18 protein-coding genes are annotated in these 17,062 nt (G+C 65.7%); 7 read left to right on the top strand and 11 right to left on the bottom strand.

Annotated elements, in window-relative coordinates; genetic code table 11:
• Nucleotides 1-14: 14 nt before the first annotated feature.
• From G3545_RS02535 to phnA, 6 genes are read right to left on the bottom strand one after another with little or no spacing between them, the layout of a single operon-like run.
• Nucleotides 15-1,604, bottom strand: a complete 1,590-nt coding sequence (locus tag G3545_RS02535) for an ABC transporter ATP-binding protein (protein WP_170009551.1) — start codon at nucleotides 1,602-1,604, stop codon at nucleotides 15-17.
• The gene (locus G3545_RS02530) at nucleotides 1,601-2,512 is read right to left on the bottom strand and encodes an ABC transporter permease (RefSeq protein WP_170009549.1); all 912 of its coding nucleotides are present in this window, start codon (nucleotides 2,510-2,512) and stop codon (nucleotides 1,601-1,603) included. The genes G3545_RS02535 and G3545_RS02530 overlap by 4 nt, the downstream gene beginning before the upstream one ends.
• Complete coding sequence (locus tag G3545_RS02525; protein WP_206151375.1) at nucleotides 2,509-3,378, bottom strand: ABC transporter permease; 870 nt, start codon at nucleotides 3,376-3,378, stop codon at nucleotides 2,509-2,511. The genes G3545_RS02530 and G3545_RS02525 overlap by 4 nt, the downstream gene beginning before the upstream one ends.
• Entirely contained in the window at nucleotides 3,375-4,931 is a 1,557-nt protein-coding gene (locus G3545_RS02520) for an ABC transporter substrate-binding protein (protein ID WP_170009547.1), read from the bottom strand. The genes G3545_RS02525 and G3545_RS02520 overlap by 4 nt, the downstream gene beginning before the upstream one ends.
• Nucleotides 4,928-6,226 carry an alkaline phosphatase family protein gene (locus tag G3545_RS02515; protein WP_170009545.1) on the bottom strand — a complete coding sequence of 433 codons (1,299 nt, stop codon included), beginning with the start codon at nucleotides 6,224-6,226 and terminating at the stop codon, nucleotides 4,928-4,930. The genes G3545_RS02520 and G3545_RS02515 overlap by 4 nt, the downstream gene beginning before the upstream one ends.
• A gap of 3 nt (nucleotides 6,227-6,229) precedes the next feature.
• Complete coding sequence (gene phnA, locus G3545_RS02510) at nucleotides 6,230-7,504, bottom strand: phosphonoacetate hydrolase (RefSeq protein WP_170017865.1); 1,275 nt, start codon at nucleotides 7,502-7,504, stop codon at nucleotides 6,230-6,232.
• Nucleotides 7,505-7,668: 164 nt separating this feature from the next.
• On the opposite strand from phnA, the gene G3545_RS02505 reads away from it, so the two are divergent.
• From G3545_RS02505 to G3545_RS02495, 3 genes are all read left to right on the top strand, one after another.
• Nucleotides 7,669-8,568 (top strand): LysR substrate-binding domain-containing protein, encoded by a 900-nt coding sequence (locus G3545_RS02505; protein ID WP_170009543.1) that lies wholly within the window; start codon nucleotides 7,669-7,671, stop codon nucleotides 8,566-8,568.
• Nucleotides 8,569-8,675: 107 nt separating this feature from the next.
• Entirely contained in the window at nucleotides 8,676-8,909 is a 234-nt protein-coding gene (locus G3545_RS02500) for a hypothetical protein (protein ID WP_170009541.1), read from the top strand.
• Between the two features lie 210 nt (nucleotides 8,910-9,119).
• The gene (locus G3545_RS02495; protein WP_170009539.1) at nucleotides 9,120-9,425 is read left to right on the top strand and encodes a hypothetical protein; all 306 of its coding nucleotides are present in this window, start codon (nucleotides 9,120-9,122) and stop codon (nucleotides 9,423-9,425) included.
• 79 nt (nucleotides 9,426-9,504) lie between these two features.
• Here G3545_RS02495 and G3545_RS02490 read toward each other — a convergent pair whose 3' ends face one another.
• Together G3545_RS02490 and G3545_RS02485 are read right to left on the bottom strand one after the other, a co-directional pair.
• Complete coding sequence (locus tag G3545_RS02490) at nucleotides 9,505-9,795, bottom strand: hypothetical protein (RefSeq protein ID WP_170009537.1); 291 nt, start codon at nucleotides 9,793-9,795, stop codon at nucleotides 9,505-9,507.
• Nucleotides 9,796-10,464, bottom strand: a complete 669-nt coding sequence (locus G3545_RS02485) for a Crp/Fnr family transcriptional regulator (protein WP_170009535.1) — start codon at nucleotides 10,462-10,464, stop codon at nucleotides 9,796-9,798. It lies immediately after the preceding gene.
• Nucleotides 10,465-10,795: 331 nt separating this feature from the next.
• Here G3545_RS02485 and G3545_RS02480 point away from each other — a divergent pair, with 331 nt between their 5' ends.
• Complete coding sequence (locus G3545_RS02480; protein ID WP_170009533.1) at nucleotides 10,796-11,827, top strand: NAD-dependent epimerase; 1,032 nt, start codon at nucleotides 10,796-10,798, stop codon at nucleotides 11,825-11,827.
• A 90-nt stretch (nucleotides 11,828-11,917) separates the two neighbouring features.
• On the opposite strand, the gene G3545_RS02475 is transcribed toward G3545_RS02480, so the two are convergent.
• Nucleotides 11,918-12,550, bottom strand: a complete 633-nt coding sequence (locus G3545_RS02475) for a TetR/AcrR family transcriptional regulator (protein WP_170009531.1) — start codon at nucleotides 12,548-12,550, stop codon at nucleotides 11,918-11,920.
• A 107-nt stretch (nucleotides 12,551-12,657) separates the two neighbouring features.
• On the opposite strand from G3545_RS02475, the gene G3545_RS02470 reads away from it, so the two are divergent.
• Entirely contained in the window at nucleotides 12,658-13,062 is a 405-nt protein-coding gene (locus G3545_RS02470) for a VOC family protein (RefSeq protein WP_170009529.1), read from the top strand.
• A 239-nt stretch (nucleotides 13,063-13,301) separates the two neighbouring features.
• Here the strand turns inward: G3545_RS02470 and G3545_RS02465 are convergent, their stop codons facing one another.
• The gene (locus G3545_RS02465) at nucleotides 13,302-13,538 is read right to left on the bottom strand and encodes a hypothetical protein (RefSeq protein ID WP_170009527.1); all 237 of its coding nucleotides are present in this window, start codon (nucleotides 13,536-13,538) and stop codon (nucleotides 13,302-13,304) included.
• Between the two features lie 194 nt (nucleotides 13,539-13,732).
• Here G3545_RS02465 and speB point away from each other — a divergent pair, with 194 nt between their 5' ends.
• Both speB and G3545_RS02455 read left to right on the top strand, forming a co-directional pair.
• Entirely contained in the window at nucleotides 13,733-14,791 is a 1,059-nt protein-coding gene (gene speB, locus G3545_RS02460; RefSeq protein ID WP_170009525.1) for an agmatinase, read from the top strand.
• A gap of 4 nt (nucleotides 14,792-14,795) precedes the next feature.
• Nucleotides 14,796-15,605 carry a carbon-nitrogen hydrolase family protein gene (locus G3545_RS02455; protein ID WP_170009523.1) on the top strand — a complete coding sequence of 270 codons (810 nt, stop codon included), beginning with the start codon at nucleotides 14,796-14,798 and terminating at the stop codon, nucleotides 15,603-15,605.
• 69 nt (nucleotides 15,606-15,674) lie between these two features.
• On the opposite strand, the gene oxlT is transcribed toward G3545_RS02455, so the two are convergent.
• Nucleotides 15,675-17,018, bottom strand: coding sequence for an oxalate/formate MFS antiporter (oxlT, locus tag G3545_RS02450; RefSeq protein WP_170009521.1), 1,344 nt, complete (start codon nucleotides 17,016-17,018; stop codon nucleotides 15,675-15,677).
• Nucleotides 17,019-17,062: the final 44 nt, after the last annotated feature.

Below are 17,062 nucleotides of genomic sequence, written 5' to 3'. Positions count from 1 at the left end.
CAGTGTCGCGACGCCTACGCCGCGAGCGGTTTCAGCCGGGCGGAAAGCAGATGGCGCGTGTAGGCGTCGCGTGCCGGGGTCGCCGTCAGGTCATGGGCCGGGCAACTGTCGACGACGCGGCCCTTGTTCATGATGAGCACGTCGTCGGCGATCCAGCGCACCACCTCGATGTCGTGCCCGATGAACGCCATGGCGAAGCCGCGCTCGGCCTGGAGCCGTCGCAGAAGCTGCAGGATCTGCACCTGCACGGTCATGTCGAGCGCCGAGACCACCTCGTCGCAGATCAGCACATCCGGCTCGCAGATCAGTGCCCGCGCGATGCAGACGCGCTGGCGCTGGCCGCCGGAGAGCTGGTGCGGGAACCGCGTGCCATGCTCGGCCTCGAGGCCGACCTCCTGCAGCGCCGCTGCGATCCGTCCGGCATGCTCGCGCGCCGGAATCCCGGCGAGGTCGAGCGGCTCGGCCAGCGCGCGGGCGATAGCGAGCCGCGGATTGAGCGCGCCATAGGGGTTCTGGAAAACCACCTGGCAGCGCCGGCGTAGCGCGCGGGGCACGGTTCGGCTCGACGGTGTCAACTCATGGCCGAGCAGCCGGATGCTTCCTTGCGCGAGCGGCCTCAGTCCGGCCACCGCCATCGCCAGCGTGCTCTTGCCCGACCCGGATTCGCCGATGATGCCGAGCGTGCGGCCGGGCAGCAGGCGGAACGAGGCGCCCTCCACCGCCCGGAACGGGCGAGCAAACAGGCCGCGGCCGGCATAGTCGACAGCCATCGCCTCCGCCTCGACCAACGGCGCCCGCGCGTCGAGGCGAGCATCCGACATTGCCGCCAGCAGGGTGCGGCGCGCAGCGACCAGGCGTGCCGTATAGGAATGCCTTGGCGCTTCGAGGATGTTGGCCGCGGGGCCGGTCTCGACGATCTGGCCGCGCTGCATCACCGCAAGATCGTGCGCCAGCGCGCCGGCCACCGCGAGATCGTGGGTGATGATGAGCATGGCGAGCTGGCGCCGGCGCTGCACCGCCGCGAGCAGCGCCACGATCTCCGCCTGGACGCTGGCATCGAGGGCGCTGGTCGGCTCGTCGGCGATCAGCAGGTCGGGTTCGCCGGCGAGCGCCATCGCCAGCATCACCCGCTGCTGCTGGCCGCCTGAGAGTTCGTGCGGGTAGCGGCGGGCGAGCGCGGCAGGATCGGGAAGGTCGACTTCGCGGAGCAGTTCCTCGATGCGATGGCCGCGGACCGGCCGCGCCTGCCCAAGTTTCGCCAGCACCTCGTCGAGCTGCGCGCCGACCCGCATGAACGGGTTGAGGCAGGCCATCGGATCCTGGAACACCATGGCCACCTTGCGGCCGCGCAGCGCCCGCATGGCCCGTTCATCGCGCCGCGGTAGTACAACGCCGTCGATCTCGATGGCGGAGGCCGGATCGACCGTCAACCCTGCAGGCAGCAGATCGAGGATGGCCAGCGCGGTCAGCGATTTGCCGGAGCCGGACTCGCCGATGACGCCGAGCGTGCGGCCGCGCACCAGCGTCAGTGACACGCCGTCCACCAGCCGGCGTGCCCCCTTGGCGATGACGAGATTACGAAGAGCAAGAACCGGCGCACTCATCGGGATAGCCTCGGATCGGCCAGGCGGTGGAGCAGATCGGTGAGCCCGTTGATGAGGACCAGGGCCACCGCCGTGACCAGTATGGAAGCCTGGATCACCGGATAGTCGCGCCCGTGAATGGCATTGAGCATCAGGCTGCCAATGCCGGGCAGGCCGAACAGCACTTCCATGGTGAGGGTTCCGGCAACAAGGCTCGCCAGCACCAGGCTCGACAAAGCTAGCGCCACCGGCACCGCAGTCGGCATCAGATGGCGGAGGGTGATGCGCCAGGGCGAGAGCCCCTTGGCGCGCGCGGTGCGCACATGCGCGGAGGTCGCCGCCTCGCGAAGTTCCTCGTAGAGCGGCTTCACGATCTGCCCGGCACCGTCGATGCCGATGATGCACACCGGCAGCAGCATGCCTCCCAGCACCGGCAGCCAGTGCAGCCACACCGAGAAGATGAGGATGCCGACCACGCCGATGCAGAAAGTGGGCAGCGCGATGGACCAGATGTTGGTGATATCGACCAGCGCCCGCAGAATCGGGCTGCCCGTCATAACCGCGCCGACAGCGATGCCGATGGCGAGCGCGAGCGCCAGTGCGAAGCTCAGGCTGGCAAAGACCAGCGTGCCCGGCAGCGCGGTCGCCAGCATGTCCGACACCGGCCGGCTGAAGCGCAGCGACTCGCCGAAATCGCCGTGCAGCGCGCGCAAGGTCCATTCGCCGAACTGGGTCAGCACCGGCTGGTCGAGCCCGAGCTCATGGCGCATCGCCTGCTGCTGGCTGGCCGTCAGATCGCCCTGGATCGCCTTGAAGTCGACGGCGTCGCCGGGGATGACACGGGCCAGCAGGAACACGATCACCATGATGCCCACCGCCTGCGCAACCATGCGGACGAGGGCGAGACTGGCGGCGGCGAGGCTTTTCATACCGACCTCGTCGCGTCAGCTTCGCGCAGCGGATCGAGCCTCACGCGCACCGCATCGCCGACGAAGGACAGCGAGAGCGTCAGCAGGATGATGGCCAGCACCGGCGCCAGTATGGTGTGCGGCGCCACCTCGATATAGCGGCTGGCCTCCGCCCCCATGCGGCCCCAGGTCGGGGCGTCGGGCGAGGAGCCGAGGCCGAGGAAGCTGAGCACGGATTCAGTGACGATGCAGCGCGGCATCAGGATCGCCGCCTGCGTCACCAGCCCGCCTACAAGGTTCGGCGCGAAATGCAGGCGCAGCACGTGCAGCGGGCCGCCGCCGAACAGCCGCGCCGCCGTCACATAATCCTTCGCCGCCTCGCGCCGGTAGATGGCGCGCGCCACATAGGCGAAGAACGGCGCGAAGGAGATGCCGAGCGCGATCGCCACCGGCCCTGCCCCCTCGCCGAGCGCGACGATGAGCAGCAGCGCCAGCAGCACGTCCGGCATGGCGCGGATGAGATCGATGGCGCTGTAGAGGATGGTTTCAGCGATGCGGCCGAGCGAGAGCGCAACGAGGCCGAAACCGGCGCCGAGCACGAATGCCGCCGCGGCGCCGCCAAGGCCGACCAGCAGCGTGGTGCGCGCGCCCATGACGAGGCGCGAGAACACGTCGCGTCCAATATGGTCGGTGCCCAGCCAGTGCTCGGGACCTGGCCACTGGTTCAGCGACAGCAGGTCCTGGTCGAGCGGGTCATACGGCGCGATCAGCGGGGCGGCGATGGCCACCGCCACGATGATAGCGAGGATGATCACCGACAGGCTGGCGCGCACCGGAAATCCGGTACGCGCCCTGCCCTCCGCGGCCATGGCGAGCGCCAAGGTCATGACCGGCCCGCGAGCCAGGTCTGCGCGACGCCGCCGCTCACCCAGTTCGGCGACCAGGTGAAGCCCGGCTCATAGCCGTTCACGTCAGTGCGCATGGCGATCTGGTCGGCTGCGAGGCCGAGCACAACGACATAATAATTGTCCATCACCCGCTTCCAGGCGGCGAGATAGAGCTTCTTGCGGGCGTCGATGGCGGGCTCTGCCACGGCGGCCTTCACCAGTTTGTCGAACTCGGGATCCTGTACGCCGCCCCACAGCACCGGGTTCGGGCCGTCGCTCATCATGCGCACGTAGCGCAGGAAGATGTCGGCGCGCGGACCGGAGTCCATGCAGTTCATGTCCCAGTCGTACTGGCCGAGGCGCTTCTGCGCGCCGAGATCGTCGAGCGCGACATGGTTCACCTTGAAGCCGAGCTTGCGCACCATTTGCACCACGACCTGCGGATAATTCTCCTGCCAGGACACGAACTCGATGGTCTCCTTGACCGGATCGACGCCGGCTTCCTTGAGCAGCGCATGCGCCTTGTCGAGGTTCGGCTTGGCGTGGAGATCGGCCTTGAAGGTAGCCTCGTCGAAATAGAGATTGCCCGGCCCGACCATCTGGTTGCTGACGACACCGGTGCCGGAGGAGGCGAAGTTCATGAAGGCGGCCTTGTCGACGGCATAGGCCAGTGCCTGGCGCACCCGCACATCGTCGAACGGCTTGCGCGGCTTGCGGTTGTTGAAGGCGACGAAGTACCAACCGGCATCCTTGAGCGGGCGGACCTTGATGTTGGTGTCGCTAGCCAGTTGCTTGGCGATGTCGGTGGAGACGCTGGCGATGTGCAACTCCCCGGCGCGCAGCGCCAGCGAGCGGTCGACATCGTCGCGCAGGTCCGCCTCGATGGCGGAGAGATAGGGCATCCCCTTGCGCCAATAGGCGGTGTGGGCCGGCGCGGTGAGCTTCACTTTGGGCTGCCACTCGCCGAAGCGGAACGGCCCGGTGCCGATCGGGGTCTTGATGGTCTCCGCCCAGCCGTCGGACTTCGGTGACAGGATCCACAGTTCCGACATCAGATTGGCAAGCGGCGCATAGGGCTCGCGCATGGCGAGGACAACGGTGCGCGTGTCCGGCGCGGTCACGGTGTCGACCAGCTTCATCGCCGAGGCGAGCCAGCCGCCAGTGACCTTGGTCTTCACGCGCTCGACATTGGCGACCACGTCGGCGGCGGTCAGGACGTCGCCATTGTGGAAGACGACACCCTCGCGCAAGCGGAACATATAGGTCTTGCCGTCCGGCGAGATATCGAAGGATTCCGCCAGGAAGGGCTCGACCGAGCCGTCACCGGCGATCGAGGTCAGCGCCTCGGCATAGATCTGTTGGACGGCGATGCTCCCGGTGTGGCGATGCGGATCAGCGGTGTCGAGGCCGAGCGTCGCATATTTCAGCACACCGCCATGGCTCGGCGAGCCAGTGGCGGCCTGGGCGAAAGCGAAGTCCGGCAGCAGGCCTGAAAAGCCGGCTGCGGCGGTGCTGGCCAGGAAGGCGCGGCGATTGAGGTTAGCGATCGTCATGAACGATCCTCCGGGACAGGAGAGCGGGACGGTTGCGGGAAAGCTTGCAGCGGCGTGCCGTCCATGCCCTCGGCCGGCAGGCCGAGGTGGGAAAGCACGGTCGGGGCGATATCGACGACGGCCGCAGGCGCGCTGCGCGAGGCGCCGGCCGTGAAGCCGGGACCGTCAATGACGAGGACCGGTGACTGCTCATAGGCATTGAGCCCGCCATGCTGGCCGAAGCCGAGCCGGTCGACCTTGCCGCCCTGCGGCTTCACCGCGAGGCAGGAGCCGGGCACGCCGAATTCGTTGGGGGCGTCGTCGCCCTTCAGGGAGATGGCGAAGGCGAGGCCGTGGTGCGACGCCTGGCCGACCGTTCCCAGGTCCTCAGGACAGATCACGACACCGGCCCAAGGGCGCGAATGGAGGAAATCGTCGAGCGCGTCGAGCCGGGCCGCATGGTCGGGATGAACATAGACCAGCGCCGAGGTGCCGTTGGCGGCAATCACCACGTCCTCGGACCGCATCGAAGCTTTCAGGCCTGCGGTGACCAGTTCGTCCTCGATGTCGACGATGCCGGTCACCGTCTCGTGGCCGTGGTCGGAGCCGGCAATGAGCAGCACCTCGTCGCCGCCCTCGCGCAGGCGTTCTACCGCCGCGATGATTATGCCGAGATTGCGGTCGGCCTCGCGCAGCACGGCGAGATTTTCCGGCGAGCCGAGCGGCCGCTCGTGCTGGATATGGTCCGGCTCACCGAACCAGATCACCGCGAGAGCAGGAGCCGCCTCGCCAAGCGCCTCGGTGATGAAGCGCTCCGTCATGGCGCGGTCGCCGGCGACGTCCAGCGCGATGTCGAGCTGGCGGGCCAGCGGCGTGCGCCCCGGACCATAGGAGCCGGCGCGGTGATGGACCTGCCCGTGGCCGTCGGGATCGTGCGCATAGGCAGCGCCGGGCGAGACATTGTTGAAGATGATCGCGCCGCCATGGTTGGCCACGCGCTCGGCCATGGTCGGCATGGCGAGCGATCGCCCCGTCACCTGGCGCTTCCATTGCAGAAAGTCGGGCAGGCCGGCATCGTGACGGACCAGGCGCCCCTCCTCCATCAGCACCATGGTGTTGCCCTGGAGCTCATGGCGAGCCGGATAGCAGCCGGTCGCCAGTGTCGAGGACACCACACGGGTGGCAGACGGGAAGGCCGAGCGATAGGCGGAGAAGCGCTCGGCGCGCTCAGCGAGCGCGGCGAGATGGGGTGTCCGCCGTTCATCGACGAAATCGCGGCGAAGCCCATCGAGCATGACGATGACGGCGCGGCGCATCCCCTACCCCACCCGGTTCAAGGCAAAGTCGAAAATGTCGAAGTTGCGCAGCGCTTCCGGCACCGGCTCGGTGCCGCGCAGCGGGTGCGAGAGGATGAAAGGCACGCTCTGCTCGGAAAGACTGCCGTGCGAGCGCAGCCGCTCGCCTGCGAGCTGGCTGAGGTCGTGGTCGACGGCACGGGCGCCGAGCGCGACGCCGGCCGCGCCGACGGCGACGATGTCGGCCTCGCGATCCCCAGGCATTTCGAAGCGGGCGGCCGCCTCATCACCGGGCAAGGCCAGCGCCACACCCGGTTTTGCCCGAATCCGTTCGAGCACCGTGGCGGGGTCAATGCCGTCCCTGAGAATGTGGATGCGGACGAAGCCGCCGAGCGCGCCATGATGGCGCACGAAAGGATCGGTGATCGGGCAGATGACGCGGGTAGCGCCCTCCCCGAATTCCGCATCCAGCACGTCGCCGAGATAGACCACGCTGGGTGCTCCGTCCGGCCCGGCCATGTCGGTCATGCCGTGATCGGCGGTGACTCCGACGATGGCGCCGAGTTCGATCAGCCGGCCGAGCCGCTGGTCGACGGCAGCCATGAAGGCCAGCGCTTCCTCGGTCTCGGGCGCGTGCTTGTGCTGCACATAGTCGGACAGCGAGAGATAGAGCACGTCGGCGCGCCCGGCCTCGATGAGCCGGATGCCGGCATCGAGCACGAAGAGCGACAGCTCTGCCGAATACTGAGCCGGCTTCGGAACGCCGACGAAGGCCGCCGCATTGGCGATGCCGTGCTCTTCCTCCGTGGAGGCGTCGGCATACTCCGCCGAGAAGGCGATGGCGCCGAGACCGGGCGTGAGCGTAAGCCCATGGGCGAGCGCCTTGCGCAGCTTGTCCTTCGCGGTCACCACGGCGACCCGGCTGCCGGCGCTGGCAAGGCCGGCGAGGATGGTCGGTGCCCGCATCAGCGCCGCGTCCAGCATCATCACGGTCTCGCCGGTCTCGCGGTCGAGATAGAAATTGCCGGCGACGCCATGGACCGTCGGCGGCGCGCCGCAGACGATGGAGACATTGTTGGGATTGGTGAAGGTCGGCATCGCCGCCAGCGCCAGCGCTTCGAACCCGTCGCCCCGCATCTGCGTCAGGGTCGGGATGACGCCTGCCGCCTGCGCCGCCTCGATATAGGCCGGGTCACATCCGTCGAAGCAGATGACCACCACCGGCTGCACCGGCTTGCGATAGCGCCGCGCATTCACGACAACGTATTCGCGAGACGCATCGGCGTCCTGCCTTGACATATCCATCAACACCAATCCGTAATAAAACTGTCGCACTCAACGCATAAGCTTGTGCGTTTTTCAGTTGTCTTTAGCCGTTGTTATGTATGATCTATTATTGAGTGGTGAGGCTTGGAGTAAAGCGATATTAGTTCCGTCATCGTGTGAGATTTCGGAACAGATGAATGCGGCGCAATCTTCCGCCCCTCAAGGCAATGGTGGCGTTCGAAGCAGTGGCCCGCATCGGCAGCGTGACCGGCGCGGCGGACGAGCTCGGGGTGACGCACAGCGCGGTGAGCAAGCAGCTCTCGGTGCTCGAAGCCTGGCTCGGCGTGCCGCTGTTCGCGAGCAATCGGCGGCAAATGCTGCCGACGGCAGCCGCTGCCCAACTCGCGACAGCGACCGGCGCGGCGTTCGACCTGATGGCCTCGGCTATCGAGACGATGGCGCCACAGGCTGCGCCGGAAGTGCTGCGGGTCATCGCGCCGGCGACCTTCGCGATGCGCTGGCTCATCCCTCGCCTGCCGATGTTCCAGGCCCAGATCGGTGACGTCGACGTGCTGGTGCGGCCGACGCACACCACCGAGAATTGGGCCGACATCCCCTTCGACGTGGTCATCCGCCGCGGCGATGCGCTGCCTTCCGATCTGCGCGTGGTGTCGCTGTTCCGCGAGGAGATCACACTGGTGGCGAGAGCCGACATCGTTGGCGACGTCCTCGGCGACCACGCCAGGGAGGGCCCCTCGCGCCTGACTGGGAGCCAGTTGCTCGAAGCCGTGACCCGCCCGGGAGAACTCTCAAGGTGGCTCATTGCAGCCGGGCTACCGCCCGACCAGGCCGGCCGGGCGACGCGATTCGGCCATTTCTACATCGCGCTGGAGGCGGCGCTCGCCGGCCAGGGACTATTGGCCGCGCCGATCGAAGTGGTCGCCGACCTGCTGGCGCGCGGCGAATTGGTCGAACCGTTTCCCGATCTGCGCATCGCCGGCCCCGACTATCGGCTCGGTTATGATTCCGGCGGCCCCCATGCCTTGCTGGCTGCCGCGTTCGCGGACTGGCTCTCGAACGAAGCGCTCATGAGATGACGCCATGCGGTCGTGTGCGGCGCCTCGCCGCCGCGCCGAGCCGCCACCGGCGGGAACGTCGTGTCCCTCTACATGGTTAGGCTTCCACCATCATAGAGGAAGCCGCCATGACAAGCCCCACCAGTCCGCCCAAGACCCCCGAGCCGAACCGGCCGGACATCCCGCCGCCGGCGGAGAACCCCGACCGCACGCCCTCGCCCATCGAGGACCCGGCAACTCCACCCGGCCAGTCGCCGGATATCGTCCCCGGCATCGACCAGCCCGAAGACCAGCCTGGCGAAACGCCTGTGGAACTCCCGCCGGATGGCGGTTCACCGGAGCCGACACGGTCGAATATCTGATCGCGGCCGGTCGAACCGCGCTGAAATCATCGGCAAGATCGGTGCGTGGGTGTAATGATTCTAAGATCGCAGCCCGCGGCGCGTGGAGCCGCTGGCCGAAAGCGTGATCGGCCTTGGCTGCGACAAGCCGGAGTGGGCGGAACCAACCGCCCCTTTGCCGTGGTGGCTGGCCGGCGAATGGTCGCCGGCGGGTGCGCAGAAGGAGGGAACATGAACACCGCCAATCTTCAGCTCGAGGGCCTGCTGCTCGCCCTCTCCGCGCTGTGCATGACGATGAAACAGAAGGGCCTCCTCAGCGACGCCGAGATCCACGATGCCTTGCGCGCTGCGGAGACCGCGGCGAAGGCGCGCGGTGACACCTCGGACCTGCGCACCGCCAATATCGACGCCATCCATTTTCCCATCCGCTTCCTGAAGCGGGCGCTGGAATCCGGGCCGGACGGGCTCGACTTCTGCGGGATCGCCTCGCGGGTGGGGTCAACGAAGCAGAACGCCCGCGCGCCTGCGGGCGAGTGAACTCGGCTTGGCGCGGCGCCACTGACGAGGGCCGCATGCCGCTATCAGGGGCGCGGGAAAGCACCCGCGCCTTCGGCTCTTAGTCCGTGGACTTGTCGCTATGGGCGAGCCGCAGGCTATTGACGATGTTGCTGATCAGGCCACCCGCCTTGGCGGCGACCATGGCGTCTTCGCTCTCTTCGCCCATGCGCCGCTTGGTCTCGACGACATTCTCGAACGCGTCCACCACCTTGTCGCTGGTCAGGACGCCGCTCTCGACCAGTGCGAGCGCCAGGCTTTCCACCAGCATCAGCGCGGCCTGGGCCGTGGCGTGGGTGGTCAGTTGCTCCGGCACGCGCCGGCTCTGATAGATATTCTGCTGGTCTGCCACCTAGCTACCCTCGGCTTCCTCACGCGATTTTCCGAACTGCGCGCTGCGCCGCTCGAAGCTGTCCAGCAGCGGATAAGCGAGCCGCCGCAGCGCCTTCTCGTTCTGGATGGTAACCGTGCGGCCACGCAGCGTGGCGACTCCTAGTTCGCGCAGATTACGCAGCACGCGGTTCACATGGACGGTCGACAGGCCGACATGGTCGGCGATCTGTTCCTGGGTCATCGGCACCTCGAAGCTCAATGTTCCCTCGGGCAGGGTCTTGGAGAGGACGAGCCGCGCCCGGAAATCGAGGAACAACACAGACAGCCGCTCCTCGGCGCTGCCGCGGCCGAGGCCCACCACCCAATTGTGCAGGCGGCGCTCCTCCTCGACGATCTGCCAGGTGCAGCGAAGCGAGATGTCGGCATCCTGGTCATAGGCTTCCTTCAGCCGGCGATAGTCGATCTGCTCCACGACTGCGTCGGAGAGCACGTGGACCGCATCCGGATGATGCGTCACGAACATGCTCTTCACCGCGAAGAGATCGCCCGGCAGGAAGATCAGGATGAACTGCGCGCGACCGTCTTCGAGGGTGCGAACCCGCGCCACCCAGCCCTTGCGCAGTCGATAGACATAGTCATGGGGGCTGTCGGTCTCGATGAGTGTGCTTCCGGCAGAAACGGTGCGCACGTTCGCGCTCATCAGACGCCGCAACTTCTCATCGCCCGCGGTGAGATTATGAGTGAGATGGGGGCGATGAAGGGCAAAACCGGCTGAGTCTGTCATGTCCATTCAAGGTCTGTTGAAAGGATGAAAATAAAACCTTTCGACATCCATTTAGTTCCAAAATCATGACCCAGCCAGTGAAGCCGATCGTCGTCGGAAAGACTATTGGCTGCTGTGAAAGCCTTGGAAGGCGCTGGATTCGTCTCTTACCCAGCGACCATCTGCATCTGGCGAACAGTCCCACTTCGGCGTAAAGCTGTTTGGAGCTCTGTCACAATCGATTTGAGGATTCCCGATGCCCCTCCCCGCCCCCATTCTCGTCACCGGCGCAGCGGGCTTCATCGGCTTTCACATTGCCCGCCGCTTGCTGGAGCAAGGCGTTCCCGTCGTCGGCGTCGACAGCATCAACGACTATTACGACCCGACCCTAAAGGAAGCGCGCCTCGCCGAATTGGCCAGGCTTCCCGGCTTCGACTTCCGCCGCCTCGACCTCGCTCACAGCGAGGAGACCGCGAGCCTGTTCGCCACGCTCAAGCCGCGCCGCGTCGTGCACATGGCGGCGCAGGCCGGCGTGCGCTATTCGCTCACCAACCCGCATGCCTATGCGGAATCCAATCTGGTGGGATTCCTCAATATATTGGAAGGCTGCCGGCACAATGGCACCGAGCATCTGCTCTATGCCTCGTCGAGCTCGGTCTATGGTGCCAACACCGCCCTGCCCTTCTCGGTCCATCACAATGTGGACCATCCGGTCAGCCTCTACGCCGCGACCAAGAAGGCCAACGAATTGATGGCTCACACCTACAGCCATCTCTACCGGCTGCCGACCACGGGACTGCGCTTCTTCACCGTCTACGGCCCGTGGGGCCGCCCCGACATGGCGATGTTCATCTTCACCGATGCGCTGATGAAGGGCCGGCCGATCGAGGTGTTCAACAACGGCCAGATGCGCCGCGACTTCACCTATATCGACGACATCGTCGAGGCAGTCGTGCGGCTGATCGACCAGCCGGCGGCGCCAAACCCGTCATGGGACGGCGCCCATCCCGATCCCGGCACCTCGCTGGCGCCCTACCGCATCTACAATATCGGCAATAGCGAGCCGGTCGAGCTGATGCGGCTCATCGAAGTGCTGGAACACGCCACCAACCACAAGGCCGAACTCGTCTTCAAGCCGATGCAGCCCGGCGACGTCCGCGCCACCTTCGCCGACGTCAAGGACCTCGCCGAAGCCGTCGACTTCGCGCCGCGCACCTCCATCGAGGAGGGTGCAACGCGCTTCGTCGACTGGTACCGAAGCTATTACGGGGTTCCCACTGACCGCTGAACGTGCAACCGGGTCGTGTGGAAACTGTTCCGGCGGCTGAGCCAGCGCGATGTGTTCGAGACCCCCAAACGTCGGGAGAGAGGAACGCGACTATTTCGACTGCATCCCATAAGCGACAAGAAACGCCTCAACCGAGGCATCCGCGTGCCGTTCAAGTTCCGCCTTCGAGCGCGGGTTGCTTCCAGTGAACATGGCTTCATTCATCGGGATCCAAAGAAGCATTCCGAAAAAATGACTGGCTGCCAAATGGGGGTCACTGGTTCGCAGGAGGCCTCGACTCGTGAGCTTTTGAAAGCAGGACGCCATTGAGGCAAGCATGCGCTCGAAGCCTTTTTCGTACCAACTGCGGCCAAGCTGCGGCATTCGATCCGCATTGGCGATAATCAAGCGCCGCAGCTTCAATAACTCTTCATCCATGAGCATCGTTATCAAACGCCGGGCGAGCTGCTGCAGACCACCCTTCATAAATTTCGCCTCGGAAAGCAGTGTTGTCACGGACGCGATAACATCGTTGGCTTGGGTAGCGGTTGATTGAACGACTTCGCCGAAGAGCGTCTCCTTATCCGTGAAATGTTTGTAGATGGTCTGCTTGGAGACGCCCGCCTTGGTGGCGATTTCCTCCATGCTGGTTCCATCATAACCCTTGCTGACGAACGCCGCCGTGGCCGCCTGGATGATTTCACGATCCTTGCGGGCTGATCTGGTCTCACCATCGATTTTCATGTCGCCCCCTTTGGCTCAGTACTAGACGGTTCCGTTCCTCCATGATAGCTACGAAGTACGGTACTGGACCGACTAGTACCCGCCAACGAAGGCAAGGTTTTAGACCGATGACCAGGATGATCTTCGTGAATCTGCCGGTGCGCGATCTGCAGGCAGCGACCAAGTTTTATCTCGCGATCGGGGGCACGCTGAACCCGCATTTCTCGAACGACCAAGCCAGCTCGATCATGTTTTCCGACTCGATTGGGGTCATGTTGCTGACGCACGAGCATTATGGCCAGTTCACGACGCGGCAGATCGGCGAGCCCAGGCGTGACAGCCAGATGTTGATCGCGCTCACCGCCGACAGCAAAGACGAGGTCAATGCCAAAATCGAGAAGGGCGTGGCGGCAGGCGGCCGAGCTGATCCCAATCCAGCGCAGGATCTCGGTTTCATGTTCAACCGCCACATCGAAGACCCCGACGGTAACGTCTGGGAGTTCCTGTGGATGAACCCCTCCGCTATGCAATAGCTCGTCGGGATCGAAGCATTTAATGCCGGAATGACGATAGAGGAGTGTTTGGCGCGCGCCAGTGGTCGCCAGGGCGGAGCACGGCCCCGAGCATCCGTTCAACTTCACCATCAACTATTTTCGACAGACACCAGGCCGTGTGGACAACATCCGTCCACACGGCCTGGAACAGGTCCCACCGTATTGAATCTGGAGCACTTTCCTGGCGTTCGAATGATTCCATCCGAACGGAAAGGGCTCTAGCGGACCACCTTGTTCCAGGCGCTGGTCAGGGGATGGAAGATCGGCTTGAAGGGGCCGGTGTGGCGGGTCTGCCGGACTTGCTGCTTGCGTACCTTCTCATGCCGGTAGGCATCCTTGCGGTACTCGCTGTCGCCCCATTTGGGCTTCTGCTCATAGGCAACGGCCGGGGCGGCCAGCAGCGATGCGCCGATGGCACCGGCAAAGACGGCGCGGATAATCGAACGGCTGTTCATTATCGGTCTCCCGAAGTTTCGACTGCCGGGCAAACGCCCGAGCGCATGATTCGGTTCATGCCGCTGCGTGAGGAATCTTGCCGCCCAAGATTTAGCCATGCGTCGATTGTTAGCCGAAAATACCCGGCGCGCCGGCTCCCGGAAGCCGCATCCTGCCGCTAGTCTTGGTGCAGGAACCAGGTTCAGGATGCGTCATGACCGACAAGACCAAGCTCGACCATCTGCGCGCGCGCTATGCGGACATTCCCGGCGGGGTGATCTACGACCCGACCTTCAAGCGGGTCGCCGACCTCCAGTTCAAGGATGGCGATCGCCGCGTCTGGCCGTTCGCCAATGCCGCGACCTTCCTTGACGCCCCCTATCGTCCGGATGCCTGGGACCTGGCGGATTTCGGCGGGCTCGACATCGCGCTGATCGGCGTGCCGATGGACCTCGGCGTGACCAACCGCGCCGGTGCCCGGCTTGGGCCGCGCGCGGTACGCGCCATCGAGCGCATCGGCCCCTATGAGCACGTGCTCGGCATGGTGCCGATGGCCGAAGTGAAGGCCGCGGATATCGGCGACGTGCCGTTCCGCTCGCGCTTCTCGCTGGAGAGCTGCCATGAGGATTTAGAGGCCGCCTACAAGAAGCTCGTCGCCGCCGGCGTGGTGCCGATCTCGATTGGCGGCGACCACTCCATCACCTCATCGATCCTGAAGGCGGTCGGCGAGAAGCGGCCGGTCGGCATGCTGCACATCGACGCCCATTGCGACACCAGCGGCGTCTATGAGGGCTCGAAATTCCACCATGGCGGCCCGTTCCGCAAAGCCGTGCTCGACGGCGTGCTCGATCCGGAGCGGGTCATCCAGATCGGCATTCGCGGCGGCGCCGAGTTCCTGTGGGAATTCTCCTACGAGAGCGGCATGACCGTGATCCATGCCGAGGAGGTCACCGGGCTCGGCGTACCGGCCATCATCGAGAAGGCCAAGGCGGTGCTGGGCGACGGTCCGGTCTATGTGTCGTTCGACGTCGACAGCCTCGACCCCGCCTTCGCGCCGGGCACCGGCACGCCGGAGATCGGCGGGCTGACCACGCGCGAGGTGCTGGAGATCTTCCGCGGCATGAACGGCGCCATCGATGTGATCGGCGGCGACGTCGTCGAGGTGGCCCCGCAATATGATGGCACCTCGAACACCGCGCACGCCGCAGCGCAGATGCTGTTCGAGATCTTCTGCCTGTCGGTCACCTCGCTGAAGACGCGGCGGGGAGGCTGAGCGGATGCGCATCGCCCTGCTCCAGACCGCCGGCGACCCGGCGAACGAGCCGGCCGCCAATCTCGACCGGCTCGCGGAGGCGGCGAAGCGGGCTAAGGCGGGCGGCGCCGATTTGCTGGTGGCGCCGGAAATGTTCCTCACCGGCTACGCCATCGGCCGTGAGTCGGCGGAGCAAAAGGCGGAGCCGGCGGACGGCGTCTCCGCCCGCCGCGCCGCCGAGATCGCGCAGGCCAATGGCATCGCCCTCGCCTATGGCTATCCCGAGCGCGGCGAAGACGGCAGCGTCTACAATGCGGCGATCCTGATCGATGCCGGCGGCCGGCGCCTGCTCGATTACCGCAAGGCGCATCTGTTCGCCGCACTCGACCGCTCGATGTTTGCCGCCGGCACCGGCAGCTATGAGACCGCGCGTCTCGGCCCGTTCACCGTCGGCCTGCTGATCTGCTACGACGTCGAATTCCCCGAGGCGGTGCGCGCGCTCGCGCTGGCTGGCGCCGATCTCATCCTGGTCCCCACCGCCAACATGCAGCCCTATCAGCCGGTCTCGCACCTGCTGGTGCCGGCGCGGGCCTATGAGAACGGCATCTATGTCGCGTATGCGAACCGCTGCGGGCGCGAGGCCGAGCTCGACTATTACGGCCTGAGCAGTGTCGCGGGTCCCGCCGGCGGCAATCTAGTCATGGCGGGGGACGGTGAGGAACTGATCTTCGCCGACATCGAGATTGGTGAGGTCGGCGTCGCCCGCACCGTCAATACCCACCTCAAGGACCGCCGGCCGGAGGCCTATCGCGCCCTCGCACAAGTGCCGGGATAAGCAGTGCCGGAATAAGCAAAGCCCGGCCCCGGACGATCCGGGGCCGGGCAAAGCTTTCTCCGAGAGATGTCAGCCCATCGCCTTGCCGGACTGAACCGGCATGCCGACCGGGACCGAAGCCGCTTCCGGCTGGGCGCTGCGCGCGATGAAACGGTTGCGCACCGGCTTCAGCACGAACAGCGCAAGCAGGGCCGCGACCGCATTCAGGCCCACCGCGATTGCGAACACCGAATACCAGCCATAGGCCGCGGCGACGACACTGGCGAGCGGCACCAGCAGCGCCGCGGTGCCCTTGGCGGTGTAGAGCATGCCGGCATTGGTGGCAGCGAACTTCGAACCGAAGGTGTCGCCGCTGGTCGCCGGGAACAGCGAGTAGATCTCGCCGAACACCCCGAAGAACACTGCGGTCGCCAGCACGAACACCAGCGGGTTGTTGCCGTGATAGACCATCACGAGCAACGCGCAGGCAGCCGTGCCGAAGGCGATGAACATGGTGTTCTCGCGGCCGATCCGATCGGAGACGTAGCCGAACAGCGGGCGGCCGAAGCCGTCGAAGATGCGGTCGAGCGAGATGGCCAGCGTCAGCGCCGCGGCCGTCAGGCCGAACAAATTGACCGGAATATCCGCGACGCCGAGATCCTTGGCGATCGGGCCAATCTGCGCCGCCGCCATCAGGCCGCCGGAAGCGACCATGACGAACATCAGGTACAGCAGCCAGAACACCGGCTTGGAGAGCGTCTGCGCAGGGCGGTAGTCGGTCTTGCTCTGCGGCAGGCTGCTCAGCTTCTTCGGCGCCGCGATCTTGTACTTCGGCGGATAGAGGAACTGGGCGAGGACGAAGACGACGAGGCCCTGGCCGATGCCGAACCACAGGAAGGCCGCCTCATAACCTTGGGCAGCGATCATGTTGGCGATCGGCACCACGGTGAGCGCGGCGCCCGCGCCGAAGCCGGCCGCGGTGGCACCCGCAGCGAGGCCGCGGCGATAGGGGAACCATTTCAGCGCATTACCGACGCAGGTGCCGTAGACCGAGCCGGCGCCGATGCCGCCGAACACCGCGCCCGCATAGAGCATGGGCAGCGAGGTGGCGTAGGAATTGGTGATCCAGGCCAGCGCGATCATCACGCCGCCGAACATGATCACGAGACGCGGGCCGTAACGATCGACGAACCAGGCTTCGACCGGGACCAGCCAGGTCTCGGTGAGCACGAAGATGGTGAAGGCGGTCTGGATCGCCGCGCGGCCCCAATGGTGGGCTGCATCGATCGGGTCGACGAACAGGGTCCAGCCATATTGGAGATTGGCGATCATCGCCATGCAGAGCACGCCGCAGGCGAGCTGGACCCACGGCTCCCACGCCCGGACGGTGGTCTGGGCAGAGCCTTCAGGAAGGGACGTATCAGGAGTGGCCATTGTTTTCCTCGACCTGTTCTGCTGCATCCCGCGGCTCTTGATGG

The sequence above is a fragment of the Starkeya sp. ORNL1 genome (assembly GCF_012971745.1).
Taxonomy (GTDB): Bacteria; Pseudomonadota; Alphaproteobacteria; order Rhizobiales; family Xanthobacteraceae; genus Ancylobacter.
This window is presented reverse-complemented; position numbering and strand designations above follow the sequence as displayed.

Excerpts from the sequence above, each read along its gene's own strand:
- G3545_RS02500 (WP_170009541.1), top strand. The coding sequence starts at position 8,676 with ATGACAAGCCCCACCAGTCCGCCCAAGACCCCCGAGCCGAACCGGCCG.
- G3545_RS02470 (WP_170009529.1), top strand. The coding sequence starts at position 12,658 with ATGACCAGGATGATCTTCGTGAATCTGCCGGTGCGCGATCTGCAGGCA.
- G3545_RS02530 (WP_170009549.1), bottom strand. The coding sequence starts at position 2,512 with ATGAAAAGCCTCGCCGCCGCCAGTCTCGCCCTCGTCCGCATGGTTGCG.
- G3545_RS02480 (WP_170009533.1), top strand. The coding sequence starts at position 10,796 with ATGCCCCTCCCCGCCCCCATTCTCGTCACCGGCGCAGCGGGCTTCATC.
- G3545_RS02535 (WP_170009551.1), bottom strand. The coding sequence starts at position 1,604 with ATGAGTGCGCCGGTTCTTGCTCTTCGTAATCTCGTCATCGCCAAGGGG.
- G3545_RS02475 (WP_170009531.1), bottom strand. The coding sequence starts at position 12,550 with ATGAAAATCGATGGTGAGACCAGATCAGCCCGCAAGGATCGTGAAATC.
- G3545_RS02515 (WP_170009545.1), bottom strand. The coding sequence starts at position 6,226 with ATGCGCCGCGCCGTCATCGTCATGCTCGATGGGCTTCGCCGCGATTTC.
- phnA (WP_170017865.1), bottom strand. The coding sequence starts at position 7,504 with ATGTCAAGGCAGGACGCCGATGCGTCTCGCGAATACGTTGTCGTGAAT.
- speB (WP_170009525.1), top strand. The coding sequence starts at position 13,733 with ATGACCGACAAGACCAAGCTCGACCATCTGCGCGCGCGCTATGCGGAC.
- G3545_RS02505 (WP_170009543.1), top strand. The coding sequence starts at position 7,669 with ATGCGGCGCAATCTTCCGCCCCTCAAGGCAATGGTGGCGTTCGAAGCA.
- G3545_RS02495 (WP_170009539.1), top strand. The coding sequence starts at position 9,120 with ATGAACACCGCCAATCTTCAGCTCGAGGGCCTGCTGCTCGCCCTCTCC.
- G3545_RS02465 (WP_170009527.1), bottom strand. The coding sequence starts at position 13,538 with ATGAACAGCCGTTCGATTATCCGCGCCGTCTTTGCCGGTGCCATCGGC.
- G3545_RS02455 (WP_170009523.1), top strand. The coding sequence starts at position 14,796 with ATGCGCATCGCCCTGCTCCAGACCGCCGGCGACCCGGCGAACGAGCCG.
- G3545_RS02525 (WP_206151375.1), bottom strand. The coding sequence starts at position 3,378 with ATGACCTTGGCGCTCGCCATGGCCGCGGAGGGCAGGGCGCGTACCGGA.
- oxlT (WP_170009521.1), bottom strand. The coding sequence starts at position 17,018 with ATGGCCACTCCTGATACGTCCCTTCCTGAAGGCTCTGCCCAGACCACC.
- G3545_RS02520 (WP_170009547.1), bottom strand. The coding sequence starts at position 4,931 with ATGACGATCGCTAACCTCAATCGCCGCGCCTTCCTGGCCAGCACCGCC.